General features: G+C 57.6%; 13 protein-coding genes. 7 read left to right on the top strand and 6 right to left on the bottom strand.

What is annotated here, in order from left to right; translation table 11 throughout:
• Positions 1-41: 41 nt before the first annotated feature.
• Positions 42-938, bottom strand: a complete 897-nt coding sequence (locus tag EGY12_RS07210) for an acyltransferase (RefSeq protein WP_015379457.1) — start codon at positions 936-938, stop codon at positions 42-44.
• Between the two features lie 497 nt (positions 939-1,435).
• Here EGY12_RS07210 and polA point away from each other — a divergent pair, with 497 nt between their 5' ends.
• Positions 1,436-4,234, top strand: a complete 2,799-nt coding sequence (gene polA / locus EGY12_RS07205; protein ID WP_123892998.1) for a DNA polymerase I — start codon at positions 1,436-1,438, stop codon at positions 4,232-4,234.
• 516 nt (positions 4,235-4,750) lie between these two features.
• Here the strand turns inward: polA and yihA are convergent.
• Positions 4,751-5,395: a ribosome biogenesis GTP-binding protein YihA/YsxC gene (gene yihA / locus EGY12_RS07200; RefSeq protein WP_019452177.1), complete on the bottom strand. Its 645-nt coding sequence runs from the start codon at positions 5,393-5,395 to the stop codon at positions 4,751-4,753.
• A 734-nt stretch (positions 5,396-6,129) separates the two neighbouring features.
• Between yihA and yihI the strand changes: the two genes are divergently transcribed.
• The gene (gene yihI / locus EGY12_RS07190; RefSeq protein ID WP_074188611.1) at positions 6,130-6,669 is read left to right on the top strand and encodes a Der GTPase-activating protein YihI; all 540 of its coding nucleotides are present in this window, start codon (positions 6,130-6,132) and stop codon (positions 6,667-6,669) included.
• Positions 6,670-6,851: 182 nt separating this feature from the next.
• Positions 6,852-8,225, top strand: a complete 1,374-nt coding sequence (gene hemN / locus EGY12_RS07180; RefSeq protein ID WP_123892997.1) for an oxygen-independent coproporphyrinogen III oxidase — start codon at positions 6,852-6,854, stop codon at positions 8,223-8,225.
• Positions 8,226-8,259: 34 nt separating this feature from the next.
• Here the strand turns inward: hemN and EGY12_RS23315 are convergent, their stop codons facing one another.
• The 4 genes from EGY12_RS23315 to glnA form a co-directional block, all read right to left on the bottom strand.
• The gene (locus tag EGY12_RS23315) at positions 8,260-8,382 is read right to left on the bottom strand and encodes a YshB family small membrane protein (RefSeq protein ID WP_015379453.1); all 123 of its coding nucleotides are present in this window, start codon (positions 8,380-8,382) and stop codon (positions 8,260-8,262) included.
• A gap of 113 nt (positions 8,383-8,495) precedes the next feature.
• Positions 8,496-9,908, bottom strand: a complete 1,413-nt coding sequence (gene glnG / locus EGY12_RS07175; RefSeq protein WP_015379452.1) for a nitrogen regulation protein NR(I) — start codon at positions 9,906-9,908, stop codon at positions 8,496-8,498.
• Positions 9,909-9,916: 8 nt separating this feature from the next.
• Positions 9,917-10,966, bottom strand: a complete 1,050-nt coding sequence (glnL, locus tag EGY12_RS07170) for a nitrogen regulation protein NR(II) (protein ID WP_004931246.1) — start codon at positions 10,964-10,966, stop codon at positions 9,917-9,919.
• Between the two features lie 193 nt (positions 10,967-11,159).
• A complete protein-coding gene (glnA, locus tag EGY12_RS07165; protein ID WP_019452181.1) occupies positions 11,160-12,569 on the bottom strand; it encodes a glutamate--ammonia ligase in 1,410 nt (469 codons plus the stop codon).
• 370 nt (positions 12,570-12,939) lie between these two features.
• Between glnA and typA the strand changes: the two genes are divergently transcribed.
• From typA to dtd, 4 genes are all read left to right on the top strand, one after another.
• Positions 12,940-14,763: a ribosome-dependent GTPase TypA gene (gene typA, locus EGY12_RS07160; protein ID WP_004931243.1), complete on the top strand. Its 1,824-nt coding sequence runs from the start codon at positions 12,940-12,942 to the stop codon at positions 14,761-14,763.
• Positions 14,764-14,929: 166 nt separating this feature from the next.
• The gene (gene yihX / locus EGY12_RS07155) at positions 14,930-15,520 is read left to right on the top strand and encodes a glucose-1-phosphatase (protein WP_004931242.1); all 591 of its coding nucleotides are present in this window, start codon (positions 14,930-14,932) and stop codon (positions 15,518-15,520) included.
• A gap of 51 nt (positions 15,521-15,571) precedes the next feature.
• Entirely contained in the window at positions 15,572-16,465 is an 894-nt protein-coding gene (locus EGY12_RS07150; RefSeq protein WP_123892996.1) for a virulence factor BrkB family protein, read from the top strand.
• Positions 16,462-16,899 (top strand): D-aminoacyl-tRNA deacylase, encoded by a 438-nt coding sequence (dtd, locus tag EGY12_RS07145; protein ID WP_025304712.1) that lies wholly within the window; start codon positions 16,462-16,464, stop codon positions 16,897-16,899. Before EGY12_RS07150 ends, dtd begins: the two co-directional genes overlap by 4 nt.
• Positions 16,900-16,918: the final 19 nt, after the last annotated feature.

The following is a 16,918-nucleotide window of genomic DNA, read 5'->3' as shown; positions in this document are numbered from 1 at the left end:
CCAGACTCAACATGAAAAACGCCGGCATTGCCGGCGTTTTTTTATCCGTATTGCCGCTTCAATTTATCCAGCAACCGATCTTTTTCTTGCCACAGCGTATTCAGCCACAGCTGGAAGCGCCGCTTGAACTGTTTGTCGTTGAAATAGTCCCCGTGCAGGGTTTCATCGATCGGCAGCGTCTCTATTCTTACCACTATACGCGTCAGCCGCCCGCACAGCATATCCATAAAGGGCCGTTGGTTATTTTCCGGATAGAGCAGGGTAACGTTCAACACTTTGTCGAACTGATTGCCCAGCGCGCTGAGCGTAAACGCAATGCCGGCGGCTTTGGGCGCCAGCAAATTGCGGTACGGCGAATTGCTTTTAATTTTCTTGGCTTCAGTGAAGCGCGAACCTTCGACGAAATTGACGATAGTGGTTGGACGCTGGCGAAATTTTTCGCAGGAACGGCGCGTCGTTTCGATATCCTTGCCGCGCTTTTCCGGATGCTTAAGCAAATAGGCGCGGGAGTAGCGCTTCATGAATGGCATGTCCAGCGCCCAGCAGGCCAGACCGACAAAAGGCACCCAGGCTAACTGTTGCTTGAGGAAGTACTTGTTCATTGGGATATGATTTCTGAACAGCACGCACAACACGACAATATCCGACCAACTTTCGTGGTTGCTGATCAGCAGATACCAGTTTTTACGATCCAGTCCTTCCAGCCCTTCAATATCCCAACGCAATTGCCCGTTAATGCGCAATAACAGCGCCAACCCCTGACACCAACACCACATCATGAAATCGGCGAAAGCCGAGATATATCGCCAAACGGCGGGAATAGGCACCAAGAGTTTCACGATGCCGGCCAGCGTGATTGGGATAGAACACAACACCGTCACCAGAATGGTGAGTATGACGGAAATGATAAAGATAACAGGCGTTAACAATCTTGGCATGGTTATGGGCTGACGGTTGTTGAGAACATCGTTGCATGCCGAAGCGCATGAACAAAAACATATTTTAACAGAAATCATCGGGGTAAAGCGCCGCTAAAAATCACTGTTTTTCGTCTCATTGGATAACCATTTGCTGAGTTTTCGTGCAACTTTTCCAGTTTGTGCTAGGGTAATTGAGGCGCCGAATTTGATTAATAGTGCGATTAAAATCCGGCGAAAGTTATATCCACAAATTCAATAAAAGCCAGTAATAAAGCGTCGCCGGAATTCGTTCTTTTAACGCGGTGATTTAAATAGGAATTTTATTCGCCGTTATAACGATAATCGCAGCGTTATAATTCGGTCTCTTTTCTATGCACAAAGTTATCCACAGGCAAGATCTTGCGGATCCTCACGCACCATCACATCATTTTCGTCCGTAATGCACGCTAAGGTTCGTCTCCGGCGGCCAGCTATGGCATGCTTACCCCTATGTCCGATCACGATAAAGAAACGCTATGGCCCAGATTGCAGAAAACCCACTAATCCTGGTTGACGGTTCCTCCTACCTCTACCGCGCTTATCACGCCTTCCCGCCGCTGACCAACTCGGCGGGCGAGCCGACCGGCGCGATGTACGGCGTGCTGAATATGCTGCGCAGCCTGCTGCTGCAGTATCAACCGAGCCACGTTGCCGTGGTGTTTGATGCCAAAGGGAAGACTTTCCGCGATGAGCTGTTCGCCGAATACAAGTCGCATCGGCCACCGATGCCGGACGATCTGCGCGCGCAGATCGAGCCGTTGCATAGCATGGTCAAGGCCATGGGCCTGCCGCTGCTGGTGACGCCCGGCGTTGAGGCGGACGACGTTATCGGTACGCTGGCGCTGGAGGCCGAAAAGGCAGGCCATGCGGTGCTGATCAGCACCGGCGACAAAGACATGGCGCAGCTGGTGACGCCGAACGTTACCCTGATCAACACCATGAACAACACAATCCTTGGCCCGCAGGAAGTGTGCGACAAGTACGGTATTCCGCCGGAGCTGATCATCGACTTCCTGGCGTTGATGGGCGATTCATCGGACAACATTCCCGGCGTGCCGGGTGTGGGCGAGAAAACCGCCCAGGCGTTGCTGCAGGGCATCGGCGGGCTGGATGCCTTGTACGGCAATCTGGAGAGCATCGCCACGCTGAGCTTCCGCGGTGCCAAAACCATGGCGGCCAAGCTGGAGCAGAATAAAGAGGTCGCGTATCTCTCCTATAAGCTGGCGACGATCAAAACCGACGTCGAGCTGGATCTGACGTGCGCTGAGCTGACGGTGTCCGAGCCGGATGTCGATACGTTGCAACAGCTGTTCAAACAGTACGAGTTCAAACGCTGGCTGGCGGACGTGGAGGCCGGCGTATGGCTGGAAAACAAGAAAGGCGCGGGTGCGAAAGCTGCCGGCGGCGCCAAACCGGCCGTCGCCGCGGAAGCGCCGAAAGCGCAGGCGGAGGCCAAGCTGTCCCAGGACGGGTATGTCACTATCCTGGATGAAGCGACATTTACCGACTGGCTGGCGCGGCTGAAAAAGGCCGACGTGTTTGCCTTCGATACCGAAACCGACGGCCTGGATACCCTGACCGCCAACCTGATCGGCCTTTCCTTCGCGATCGCACCGGGCGAAGCGGCCTATTTGCCGGTGGCGCACGATTATCTGGATGCCCCGGCACAACTGGACCGCGCCTACGTGTTGGAAGCGCTCAAGCCGCTGCTGGAGGACGATAAAGCGCTGAAGGTCGGGCAAAACCTGAAGTTCGATATGAGCCTGCTGGCGCGCTACGGCATCGAGATGCGCGGCATCGCCTATGACACCATGTTGGAGTCCTATGTGCTGGACAGCGTCGGCGGCCGTCATGATATGGACAGCCTGGCCGATCGCTATTTGGGCCACAAAACCATCACCTTCGAAGAGATCGCCGGCAAGGGTAAAAACCAGCTGACGTTCAATCAGATCGCGCTGGAGCAGGCGGCGCCTTACGCCGCCGAAGACGCCGATGTCACGCTGCAGCTGCACCTGGCGATGTGGCCGCAGCTGAAGCAGAGCCCAGAGCTGATGACGGTGTTCAACGAGATTGAAATGCCGCTGCTGCCGGTGCTCTCGCATATTGAGCGCACCGGGGTGCTGATCGATCCGGCCATTTTGTCGGCTCACTCCCAGGAGCTGGCCAAGCGTCTGGCGGAGCTGGAGGCGCAGGCCCATGAGCTGGCGGAAGAGCCGTTCAACCTGGCGTCGACCAAGCAGCTGCAGGCTATCTTGTACGAAAAACAAAAGCTGCCGGTGCTGAAGAAAACTCCGGGCGGGGCACCGTCCACCAATGAAGAAGTGCTGGCCGAGCTGGCGCTGGACTACCCGCTGCCGAAGGTGATCCTGGAATACCGCGGTCTGGCGAAGCTGAAGACCACCTATACCGACAAGCTGCCGCTGATGATCAACCCGGTGAGCGGCCGGGTGCATACTTCGTACCATCAGGCGGTGACTGCCACCGGCCGTCTCTCCTCGAGCGATCCGAACCTGCAGAACATCCCGGTGCGCAACGAAGAAGGGCGGCGCATCCGCCAGGCCTTTATCGCACCGGAAGGTTACCGCATCGTCGCGGCCGACTACTCGCAGATCGAGCTGCGCATCATGGCGCATTTGTCACAGGATGAAGGGCTGCTGAAGGCCTTCGCCGAAGGGAAAGACATCCACCGCGCCACGGCGTCGGAAGTCTTCGGCGTGCCGTTGGATAAAGTGACCGGCGAACAGCGCCGCAGCGCCAAGGCGATTAACTTCGGTCTGATTTATGGCATGAGCGCCTTCGGTCTGGCGCGTCAGTTGGGGATCCCGCGTGGGGAAGCCCAGCGCTATATGGATCTGTACTTCGAGCGTTACCCGGGCGTGTTGGACTACATGGAGCGCACCCGCCAGCAGGCTTCCGAACAGGGCTATGTCAGCACGCTGGATGGGCGCCGCCTGTACCTGCCGGACGTCCGCTCCAGCAACGCCATGCGCCGTAAGGCGGCCGAGCGAGCCGCCATCAACGCCCCGATGCAGGGCACGGCGGCCGATATTATCAAGCGTGCGATGATCGAGGTCGACGCCTGGTTGCAAGGGCAAGAGAAGCCGCTGGTGCGCGCGATCATGCAGGTGCACGATGAATTGGTCTTTGAGGTGCACGAGTCGGTGATCGAAGAAGCCAGCCAACGCATCCGCCAATTGATGGAGGGCAGCATGACGTTGGCGGTGCCGCTGAAGGTCGATGTGGGCGTCGGCATGAACTGGGATGAGGCGCACTGATCGCCTTTTTATCGCTGGATGCGCTAACTGGCGAGAACCTAAGCATTTTTCGTAATTAAGCTACAAGATGCGGCGATAGTTTCCCCAACTTCGCCGTTCTTGCGCCGCAAATTGTGTAAGTAAACTACAAAAAATTCTTTTGCCCTGCGAAAAAATGATGTAGAGTTACAGGCGTAGGGTACAGAGGTAAGATGTTCTATCTTTCAGACCTTTTACTTCACGTAATCGGATTTGGCTGAATATTTAGCCGCCCCAGTCAGTATTGACTGGGGCGTTTTTTATTGTAAAAACAGCAGTAAACCATACGTTTTTCCTATCGCACCGCCCCGCTTTTCGTTCCCGCTTCCGCTCCCTCAACGCCGTAAACCGGCGAGATAAGCCTGCTTTGGCGATAAGTTTTTATGATGGCTTTATTTCAGAACTGTAATTAGATAACAAAAAATTCCGCCGGCGGCTGAACTGCGGGCATAAAAAAGCCGATGCGGTGAGGCATCGGCTCTGGCGTTCAGCCTGGGTTTATTCGCCTGCTTCGTCTTCCGGCAGCACTTCCGGCGGGATTTCGTTAAACCAGGTATCCAGTTTCTGGCGCAGCTTGTCGACGCCGATCTTCTTTAGCGACGAGAAGGCTTCAACCTGGATATCTCCCATAAACGGCAGCACCGCTTCACGCACCATATTGAGCTGCGCCTTGCGTGCGCCGGAGGCCAGCTTGTCGGCCTTGGTCAGCAGCACCAGCACCGGGGTGCCGACGTCGACCGCCCACTGGATCATCTGCTGGTCGAGATCTTTCAGCGGATGGCGGATATCCATCAGCACCACCAGGCCTTTCAGGCTGTTGCGCATCTGCAGGTATTCGCCCAGCGCGCGCTGCCATTTGCGCTTCATCTCTTCCGGCACTTCTGCGTAGCCGTAACCCGGCAGGTCGACCAGGCGGATGCCGTCTTCCACTTCGAACAGGTTGATCAGCTGGGTGCGCCCCGGCGTCTTACTGGTGCGCGCCAGGCTTTTTTGGTTGGTCAGGGTGTTCAGCGCGCTGGATTTCCCGGCGTTGGAACGGCCGGCAAAGGCGACTTCAATTCCTGCATCCCCCGGCAGATGGCGAATATCGGGTGCGCTGGTGACGAAATGGGTCACATGATAGTTGTAGTTCTTGCTGGTCAAAATTTTTCGTCTCCGTGAGGATGGCTAACTGGTTGGCGATTATAACTGCATCAGCGGTAAAAATGGCGTGTTTCTCGGTTTTTAAGCGGCGGGACGCGATAAAACGACAGTTATGCCGCGCGTAGGTTGTGAGACATTTGCCATTCGAATCGCGGGTAATGTCGCTTTATTCGAAAGTGATATTTCTTTTTTTATTTTAAAAACAACATGTTGTTTTTTCGTTGTAGGGAAATCTCGTCCAAATCGGCGTCAGGTGCCTTGAGCCTTCGCAACAATAACGTAAAGTAGTCGTTAACGCAGGGTTGCGCAGGATTAGGGAACATCCGGGAAGGATGACAAATCTCAGGGAAAGCACAGGGCGTGCAATGAGTGCCAGGATGAACGCAAAAGGAAGTGACCCTTTCGCACCGGAATAGGCGACAGGCACATCGGATGGTGAAGTATCGGCAATTTGGATGCCCGCAGGAAGCGCGCTCGGGAAGAGCGGATGCGAATGGATTGCGCCATGGACGATTTTTCTTTCAGGATGAAGGACGTAGTGGCAGGGAATGCGGTTATAGCAGAGGGAAAAACCGGGATGTTGCATGTGCGCAAGGAGCGCGTAACAGGAATACCCTTCGCGAGAAGGTGCGAAATAGGCGGCAGGTTTAACCTGCCGCCTTTTTTCTTTGTCCGCTTTCTGCTAGATTCCGCCGCAATTCTATACTGAATCTACATACCTAAGAGCACATGCTATGAACCAGCCATCAAAAGCACCTCGCGGCAGCGCGGCGAAGTCAAAAACGAAAAAGAAAAGCCGTATGGAGCTCGATCAGGAAGCGCGCGAGCGTAAGCGCCTTAAAAAGCGTCGTGGCCTCGCTTCCGGTTCGCGCACCCAGGTCGAGTCCGGCAACCAGAAAAACAAATCGGCGGCGGCAGCCAAAGATCCGCGTATTGGCAGTAAAGTGCCGGTTGCGCTGGTGGTAGACGAAACCAAAGTGAAGGCCAAACCGCAGCCGAAGCCAAAGGCCGAAGCGAAACCGCGCCTGTCGCCGGAAGAAGAGCTGGCGAAGCTGGAAAATGACGAACGCCTGAACGCGCTGCTGGATCGTATCGACGACGGCGAAACGCTGAACGCGGAAGAGCAGACCTATGTCGACAAAACGTTGGATCGCATCGATGTGCTGATGGACGTGCTGGGCATCGAGCTGGGCGAAGACGACGACGAAGAAGAAGAGAAGCAGGAAGATATTCTGAAGCTGCTGAAAGGCGGCAATCCGAAAGACGCCTTTTAACGCGCTATGTGGCTAATCCCGACAATAGCCCTACTCTTGATGTGTTATCTGCTGTGGTTATTCGGTAAACTATGGCGGCTGTCTAAGCGCAAAGCGCGTTTTCGCAGCGCTTCCGTGGCCAGACAGCGCAGACAACCGCCCCTCTCCCGGCCCGGTAGAAAAAGATATCGGAAGGAGTGAGCATGTCAGAGCAGACGATTGTCTGGGATTTGGCCCTGATCCAAAAATATAACTACTCAGGGCCGCGTTATACCTCATACCCTACGGCGCTGGAGTTTAACCAGAGCTACGACGAAGCGGCGTTTCAACGCGCCGCTGCGCGCTATCCTGATCGGCCGCTGTCGCTGTACGTGCATATCCCTTTTTGCCATAAGCTGTGCTACTTCTGCGGCTGCAACAAGCTGGTGACGCGCCAAACGCACAAGGCCGACGAATACCTGAACGTTTTGGCGCAAGAGATCGCCAGCCGTGCGCCGCTGTTTGCCGGACGTAAGGTCGGCCAAATGCACTGGGGCGGCGGTACGCCGACCTACCTGGATAAAGCGCAAATCAGCCGGCTGGTGGCGTTGCTGCGCGAACACTTTGATTTCCTGCCCGATGCGGAGATGTCGATCGAGGTCGATCCGCGCGAGATAGAGCTGGATGTGCTCGATCATTTACGCGCAGAAGGCTTCAACCGTCTGAGCATGGGGGTGCAGGATTTCAACAAGCAGGTGCAGCAGCTGGTCAACCGCGAGCAGGACGAGGCCTTTATCTTCGCCCTGATTGAGCGGGCCAAAGCGCTGGGTTTCCGCTCGACCAATATCGATCTGATTTACGGCCTGCCGAAACAGACGCCGGAAAGCTTCGCTTTCACGCTGCAGCGGGTGGCTGAGCTGAATCCCGATCGCCTCAGCGTGTTCAACTACGCGCATATGCCGAACTTGTTCGCCGCCCAGCGCAAAATCAAAGACGCCGACCTGCCGGGCGCGCAGCAGAAGCTGGATATCCTGCAGCAAAGCATCGCTTTCCTGACCGGCGCCGGCTATCAGTTCATCGGCATGGATCACTTTGCGCGCCCGGACGACGAGCTGGCAATCGCCCAACGCGAAGGCAAGCTGCACCGCAATTTCCAGGGCTACACCACCCAGGGCGACAGCGATCTGCTGGGGCTGGGCGTGTCGGCCATCAGCATGCTAGGCGACAGCTATGCGCAGAACCAGAAAGAGCTGAAGCATTACTATGACAGCGTACAGGCGCAGGGTAATGCGCTGTGGCGCGGGCTGGCGTTGACGGACGACGATTGCCTGCGGCGCGATCTGATCAAAACCCTGATCTGTAATTTCCGGTTGGCGTATCAGCCGCTTGAACGGCAATACGGCATCGACTTCACCACTTACTTCGCCGAAGACCTGCAGCTGCTGGCACCGTTTGAACGCGATGGGCTGGTGGAGCGAGACGAGCAGGGCATCCGCGTTACGCCGCGCGGGCGCTTGCTGATCCGCAATATCTGCATGTGTTTTGACCGCTATCTGCGGCAACAGGCGCGCAGCCAGCAATTCTCACGGGTGATCTGAGGATGAAAAAACAGCCGCTGATGCGGCTGTTTTTTTAACTGAAGAAGTTAATCAGCGCGGCGCACAACACCGCGGCAACCGCCGCCTGCGGGGTGTGGCTGGCAGCGGAGCCCAGCTCCGCGCCTTGAGAAATGAATACGATGAATGAGTCCAGCATCGTCAACCTCCAGAGTGTGCGACACGATCATACTGCGCCTGCACCGGCTGTAAAGCCTGCGGTTGGCGTTTTTTTGTGCGCTGGGCTGTGTTTCTTATCAACAATCTCGACACCTATTCCATGCCCAGTTCTTTGAGCTTGCGGGTCAGGGTATTGCGCCCCCAGCCCAGCAGGCGCGCGGCTTCCTGTTTGTGCCCCTGGGTGTGCCGCAGGGCGGTGGTGAGTAGCGTGCGTTCCATTTCCGGCTGCGCTTCCGACAGCAGGTTTTGATGACCGGAACGCAGCGCGCGATCGGCCCACTGCGCCAGCAGCGTGGCCCAGCTGTCCGGCAGACTGTGGCTGGGGCTTTCCGGCGCGGCGGTTTCGAACAGCTCACCCGGCAGATCCTGGATCAGCACTTCCTGCCCGGCGGCCATCACCGTCAGCCAGCGGCAGGTATTTTCCAGCTGGCGCACGTTGCCCGGCCAGGGCAGGCGGGTAAGCGCGGTTTCGGTTTCCGGGTGCAGGTTCTTGGCCTCTACGCCCAACTCTTTGGCGGCGATCTGCAGAAAGTGGCGCGCCAGCCGCGGGATGTCTTCACGGCGCTCGCGCAGCGGCGGCAGGTGTACGCGGATCACGTTCAGGCGGTGGAACAGATCCTCGCGGAACTTGCCTTCCTGCACCCGCAGCTCCAGGTTTTGGTGCGTGGCGGCGATGATGCGCACGTCGACCTTCACCGGCGCATAGCCGCCGACCCGGTAGAACTGGCCGTCCGCCAGCACCCGTAGCAGGCGCGTTTGCACGTCGAGCGGCATATCGCCGATCTCGTCGAGGAACAGCGTGCCGCCGTCGGCCTGTTCAAAGCGGCCCTGACGGATTTGGTTCGCGCCGGTGAAGGCGCCTTTCTCGTGGCCGAACAGCTCGGACTCGATCAGATCCTTGGGGATGGCGGCCATGTTCAGGGCGATGAACGGCGACTTGGCGCGCGGGCTGTGGCGGTGCAGCGCATGCGCCACCAGCTCTTTGCCGGTGCCGGATTCGCCGTTGATCAACACGCTGATCGACGAACGCGACAGCCGACCGATGATGCGAAACACATCCTGCATCGCCGGCGCTTCGCCGATGATGTCCGCCGCCGGATCGCTGGCCGGCTGGCTGCGCACCGGCTGCTGCTGCTCTTGGTAATGGCTGATGGCGCGCTCGACCAGCGCCACCGCTTCGTCGATGTCGAACGGCTTCGGCAGGTAGTCGAAGGCCCCTTGCTGATAGGCGCTGACGGCGGCGTCCAGATCCGAATGCGCGGTCATGATGATCACCGGCAGCATCGGATGGCGCTGTTTGATCTGCTTGAGCAGCGCCAGGCCGTCTATACCCGGCATGCGGATATCGGACAGCAGCACGTCGGGGGTTTGCGTGGCCAAGGCTTCCAGCACGTCATTGCCGCCTTCGAAGGTGGCGCAGCTCAGGCCAGCGCCGGTGAGCGCGCGCTCAAGCACCCAGCGGATGGAGCTATCGTCATCGACGATCCAGACTATCCCTCGTTGCATAGCAAACCTCACTGACGAATGGGCAGGTAGACCGAGAATTCGGTATGACCTGGCCAACTGTTGAATTCAATTTTTCCGCAATGCTGATCGATAAGATTGCGGGCGATGGATAATCCCAGGCCGGTACCGCCTTCACGGCCGCTGACCATCGGGTAGAACAGCGTGTCCTGCAGCTGCGCCGGTACGCCAGGGCCGTCGTCTTCGACGTCGATGCGCGCCGCCAGGCGGTAGCGGGTGCCGTGCAACGTAATCTGAAACGCGGTGCGGGTGCGCAGCGTGATGGTGCCGCCCGCCTCGCCCAGCGCCTGCAGCGCGTTGCGGGTGATGTTCAGCAGCACCTGTTCAATCTGATCCGGGTCGTGGGCCATTTCCGGCAGGCTCGGATCGTAGTCGCGCACCAGCGTGACGTTATCCGGCATTTCCAGCGACACCAGCTGGCAGACGCGCTCCGCGACCTGATGAATGCTCTGGGTAATGTGCTGGCCGGGCCGCTGTGGGCCGAGCAGGCGATCCACCAGATTGCGCAGCCGATCGGCCTGCTCAATGATCACCTTGGTGTATTCGGTCAGCGCCGGATCGGGCAGCGCCTTGGCCAGCAGCTGCGCCGCGCCGCGCAGGCCGCCCAGCGGATTTTTAATCTCGTGCGCCAAACCGCGTACCAGATCGCGGGCGGCTACCTGTTGGGCATGCTGCAGCTGTTCCTGGCTCAGGCGGCGCTGATTGTCCATCGGCGCCAGCTCGACCAGGATATAGCCTTCCGGCAGCGCCTGAGCGGTCAGGGAAAGGATGTGCGCGCGGCCGTCGACCACCAGGGTCACTTCGTTGTCGGTGAAGCCCTGACCGGCGCGCAGGCTTTCGCGCATCAAAGAGACGTTCAGCGAAAAATAACCGAGCAAATCGGGCAGCGGCGTGCCGAACAGCTTGCGGGAGCTTTGCGCCAGCAGCTGCTGTGCCGCCGGGTTGGCGTAGTGAACCGCCAGTGAGTCATCCAACAGCAGGATGCTGTTGATGAGTGAATTGAGGATCTGCCCAGCATCGGGCAGCTTGCCAGTTGCCATACAGCAGACTCCTGCACCTTTTTAGTGCATCTATCCTACTCCATCCGGGATCGGCGCGGTATGGAATAGTTTTGCAGAAAATACGGTGGAGAAAAAAACCCATCCGAAGATGGGCTGAAAGTTTCCACGGCAACAAAAAAGCGATAACAAAAATGTGGGCGCCATCCGCCTGTGCAGACGGCGCGGGTAGGGCTTAGACGCTGTAGTACAGTTCGAACTCAACCGGGTGTGGCGTCATGCGAACGCGGTCCATCTCTTCTTTGCGCAGTTCGATGTAGGCATCGATCGCATCGTCGGTGAACACGCCGCCGCGGGTCAGGAACTCGCGGTCTTCGTTCAGTGCGGCCATTGCTTCGTCCAGCGAGCCGGCCACTTTTGGGATCTCGGCTTCTTCTTCCGGCGGCAGGTCGTACAGGTTTTTATCCATGGCGTCGCCAGGGTGGATCTTGTTGATGATGCCGTCCAGGCCGGCCATCAGCAGTGCGGCGAAGCACAGGTATGGGTTAGCCGCCGGATCCGGGAAGCGGGCTTCGATGCGGCGCGCTTTCGGGCTGGAGACCACCGGGATACGGATGGACGCGGAACGGTTACGGGCGGAGTAAGCCAGCATCACCGGCGCTTCGTAGCCTGGCACCAGACGCTTGTACGAGTTGGTGGTCGGGTTGGCCAGGGCGTTGATCGCTTTGGCGTGCTTGATGATGCCGCCGATGTAGAACAGCGCGGTTTCAGACAGGCCGCCGTATTTGTCGCCGGCGAACAGGTTGGTACCGTTCTTGGACAGCGACATGTGGCAGTGCATGCCGGAACCGTTGTCACCGAACATTGGCTTCGGCATGAAGGTCGCGGTTTTGCCGAAGGCGTGCGCCACGTTGTGCACCACGTATTTGTAGATCTGAATTTCGTCGGCTTTCTTGGTCATGGTGTTGAAGCGGGTTGCCACTTCGTTCTGACCGGCGGTTGCTACTTCGTGGTGGTGCGCTTCAACCACCAGGCCCATCTCTTCCATGGTCAGACACATGGTGGAACGCAGATCCTGCGAAGAGTCGACCGGTGGAACCGGGAAATAACCGCCTTTCACCGCCGGACGGTGGCCTTTGTTGCCGCCGTCGTATTTTGTACCGGAGTTCCAGGCGCCTTCGATGTCGTCGATAGCCACGTGGGAACCGCGGATGCTGCTGCCGAAGCGGATGTCGTCGAACAGGAAGAACTCAGGCTCTGGCCCGAACAGCACGGTATCCGCGATGCCGGAGGAGCGCAGGAAGTCTTCGGCGCGTTTGGAGATGGAGCGCGGGTCGCGATCGTAGCCTTGCATGGTGCCCGGCTCGAGAATGTCGCAGCGAATGATCAGCGTAGGTTCTTCGAAGAACGGATCCAGAACCGCCGTGCTGGCGTCCGGCATCAGCACCATGTCAGATTCGTTGATGCCCTTCCAACCACCGATAGAGGAGCCGTCAAACATTTTACCTTCTTCGAAGAAGTCGGCGTTTACCTGGTGAGCCGGGATAGTCACGTGCTGTTCCTTACCCTTGGTGTCAGTGAAACGCAGGTCTACGAATTTCACTTCATGCTCATTCAGCATCGTCAAAACGTGTTCAGCGGACATACTTAACTCTCCCGGTTTATCATTGTCGTCGTCGTGGAACGAATCTGTGGAACTGGCTTTTTTTCGCCTTGAAAAGACTAAAGCGAAAAGCGTGCCAACTTTTAGAAAAGGCTTTTATCGCCTCTCTGCGCGGGTTTTACCCAGCCACAGTATGCACCATCAACGATAAATTGCACTGTTATGGTGCAATAAGGGTGAGCGTGAGCACCGAAATGGTGCAAAAGTGCAACGATTGCGGCTTTTTGCACCGTGAAAGGGATCACAAACTGACCGGTACGCGGTTGTTTATAAGAGATGGTTGTGATCTTGTTTAGTCCCTCGCTTAATACGTGTACAATAGCGCGCTATTTCTAATGCCCGAGGCAAAGCTGTGATCGAAAATTTGCGTAACATCGCCATTATTGCCCACGTTGACCATGGTAAAACCACCCTGGTTGATAAGCTGCTGCAACAATCCGGTACTTTCGGAGAGCGTGCGGAAGCCACCGAACGCGTAATGGACTCCAACGATTTGGAGAAAGAGCGTGGGATTACCATCCTCGCAAAAAACACCGCCATTAATTGGAACGGTTACCGTATCAACATCGTGGATACCCCAGGACACGCCGACTTCGGCGGCGAGGTAGAGCGCGTGATGTCGATGGTTGACTCGGTGCTGCTGGTTGTGGATGCAATGGATGGCCCTATGCCGCAAACCCGCTTCGTGACCAAGAAGGCCTTCGCCAACGGTCTGAAGCCGATCGTGGTCATCAACAAGGTTGACCGTCCTGGCGCGCGTCCTGACTGGGTTGTGGATCAGGTGTTCGACCTGTTCGTGAACCTCGACGCGACCGACGAGCAGCTCGACTTCCCGATCATCTACGCTTCTGCGCTGAACGGCATCGCCGGCGTTGACCACACCGACATGGCGGAAGACATGACCCCGCTGTATCAGGCGATCGTCGACCACGTGTCTGCGCCGCAGGTTGAGCTGGAAGCGCCATTCCAGATGCAGATCTCCCAGTTGGACTACAACAACTACCTGGGCGTTATCGGCATCGGCCGCATCAAGCGCGGTAAAGTGAAGCCGAACCAGCAGGTCACCATCATCGACAGCGAAGGTAAAACTCGCAACGGTAAAGTGGGCAAAGTGCTGGGTCACCTGGGTCTGGAGCGTATCGACAGCACCCTGGCGGAAGCGGGCGACATCATCGCCATCACCGGCCTGGGCGAGCTGAACATTTCCGACACCATCTGCGACACCAACGCCGTAGAAGCGCTGCCGGCGCTGTCCGTCGACGAACCGACCGTAACCATGTTCTTCAACGTCAACACCTCGCCGTTCTGCGGTAAAGAAGGCAAGTACGTGACGTCGCGTCAGATCCTTGATCGTCTGAACAAAGAGCTGGTACACAACGTAGCGCTGCGCGTTGAAGAAACCGACGATGCGGACGCCTTCCGCGTATCCGGCCGTGGCGAGCTGCACCTGTCGGTGCTGATCGAAAACATGCGCCGTGAAGGTTTCGAGCTGGCGGTTTCCCGTCCGAAAGTTATCTTCCGTGAAATCGATGGCCGCAAGCAGGAGCCATTCGAGAACGTGACGCTGGATATCGAAGAGCAGCATCAGGGTTCCGTGATGCAGGCGATGGGTGAGCGTAAAGCTGACCTGAAAAACATGGATCCGGACGGTAAGGGCCGCGTGCGTCTCGACTACGTGATCCCAAGCCGCGGTCTGATCGGCTTCCGTAACGAATTCATGACCATGACTTCGGGTACCGGTCTGCTGTACTCCACCTTCAGCCACTACGACGACGTGCGTCCGGGCGAAGTGGGCCAGCGTCAGAACGGCGTGCTGATCTCCAACGGCCAGGGCAAAGCGGTAGCGTTCGCGCTGTTCGGCCTGCAGGATCGCGGCAAGCTGTTCCTGGGCCACGGTGCGGAAGTGTATGAAGGCCAGATCATCGGTATTCACTCACGCTCTAACGACCTGACCGTAAACTGCCTGACCGGTAAGAAGCTGACCAACATGCGTGCTTCCGGTACTGACGAAGCGACTACCCTGGTTCCGGCCATCAAAATGACCCTGGAGCAAGCTCTGGAGTTCATCGATGACGACGAACTGGTAGAAGTGACGCCAACCTCGATCCGTATCCGTAAGCGTCACCTGACGGAAAACGATCGTAAGCGTGCCAGCCGCGGTCCTAAAGACGCTTAATCGCTGATTGAGTGTCTCATGCTTAGGGCGCGGTTCTCGCGCCCTGAGTTTTTTCCTCTGTTGTTCCCCGTTTGTGCGGCGCGCTATGCGCTTTTCCTTTCGCTCCCTGTTCAGCTGTTCCTTTTCCCGCTACAGTGAAATCTCACCGGCCCATCAGGAGAGGACTATGCTGTATATCTTTGATTTAGGTAATGTGATCGTCGATATCGATTTCAAGCGTGTGCTGGGCGTGTGGAGCAATTTGAGCGGCACGCCGTTGGCGGTGCTGTCCGATCGTTTCGCCATGGGTGAGGTGTTCCAGCAACATGAACGCGGTGAAATCAGCGACGAAGACTTCGCCGGCAAACTGTGCGATGAAATGGGCATTGCGCTCAGCTTCGAGCAATTCGCCACCGGCTGGCAGGCGGTATTCGTCGCGCTGCGCCCGGAAGTGATCGACATCATGCAGCGCCTGCGCAACGAAGGTCACCGGGTGGTGGTGCTGTCGAACACCAACCGTCTGCACTGCAATTACTGGCCGCAGCATTACCCTGAAGTGGCCGCCGCCGCCGATCATCTCTATCTGTCGCAAGATCTCGGCATGCGCAAGCCGGAGGCCGATATCTATCAACATGTGCTGGCCGCAGAAAACACCGCCGCCGCCGACGCGGTGTTCTTCGACGATCACCCGGCGAACGTTCTGGCCGCGCAGGCGCTGGGGATCAAGACGGTGCACGTCACCGATCGCGACGTGGTGCCGGCCTATTTTGCCCAATGAGCGCAGGGCGCGTTAAGCTTAAGGCGTATCAACGGACATCAAGGAGTGACCATGTCGTTTTTCCGCCGCAAGAAGCTGCCCTCTGCGATTAAACCCGGCGTTACCTTCGGACGGTTGCTGTACCAGCGTATCGATCACGATGGCCTGACGATGTTGGCGGGCCATCTCGCCTATGTTTCCCTGCTGTCGCTGGTGCCGCTGGTCACCGTGGTGTTTGCCCTGTTCGCCGCTTTCCCGATGTTTTCCGACATTAGCGAACAGCTGAAGAGCTTTATCTTTTCCAATTTCGTGCCGGCCGCCGGCAACGTTATACAGAACTACCTGGAACAGTTCGTCGCCAACTCCAACAAGATGACCGCCGTCGGCACCTGCGGGCTGATCGTCACCGCGCTGCTGTTGATCTCTTCGGTGGACAGCGTGCTGAACACCATCTGGCGCAGCAAAAACAAGCGGCCGATCGTCTTCTCCTTCGCCGTATACTGGATGGTGCTGACGCTGGGGCCGCTGCTGGTGGGCGCCAGCATGGCCATCAGTTCCTATCTGCTGTCGCTGAACTGGCTGGCGCAGACCGGCGTCAACGGCCTGGTGGATCAGGTGCTGCGCATCTTCCCGCTGATTTTGTCGTGCATCTCCTTCTGGCTGCTGTATTGCATCGTGCCGACGGTGCGCGTGCCACCCAAAGACGCGCTGATTGGCGCGGTGGTGGCCGGATTGCTGTTCGAACTGGGCAAGAAGGGCTTTGCGCTGTATGTCACCATGTTTCCCTCCTATCAGCTGATTTACGGCGTGTTGGCGGTGATCCCGATTTTATTCCTGTGGGTCTACTGGAGCTGGTGTATCGTGTTACTCGGCGCGGAAATCACCGTGACCATCGGCGAATACCGCGACTACCGCCGGCAGAAGGCGGAGCAACAGGAACAAAAATCAGAAGGGCAGCAGGAATGATTGCATTGATTCAACGGGTGTTAAACGCCAGCGTCACGGTGGGTGGCGAGACGGTAGGCAAGATTGGCCCCGGTTTGTTAGTGTTATTGGGCGTGGAGCAGGGCGATAACGAGCAAAAAGCGCAGCGCCTGTGCGAACGCGTGTTGGGATACCGCATTTTCGGCGACGAGAACGACAAGATGAATCTCAACGTCCAACAGGCCGGGGGCAGCGTGCTGGTCGTCTCGCAGTTCACCCTGGCGGCGGACACCCAAAAGGGCATGCGGCCCAGCTTCTCGCGCGGCGCCGCGCCGCAGGAAGCCGATCGGTTGTATCAATATTTTGTTGGCCAATGCCGCGAACGCGGCGTAGAGACCCAGACCGGCGAGTTTGCTGCCGACATGCAGGTGGCGCTGGTCAACGACGGTCCGGTGACATTCTGGCTACAGGTCTAAGCATTCGGAGAATAGGCGT

Source organism: Serratia sp. FDAARGOS_506, assembly GCF_003812745.1.
Classification (GTDB): domain Bacteria; phylum Pseudomonadota; class Gammaproteobacteria; order Enterobacterales; family Enterobacteriaceae; genus Serratia.
The sequence above is the reverse complement of the archived record's forward strand: the minus strand, read 5'-3'. Positions and strand labels throughout refer to the sequence as shown.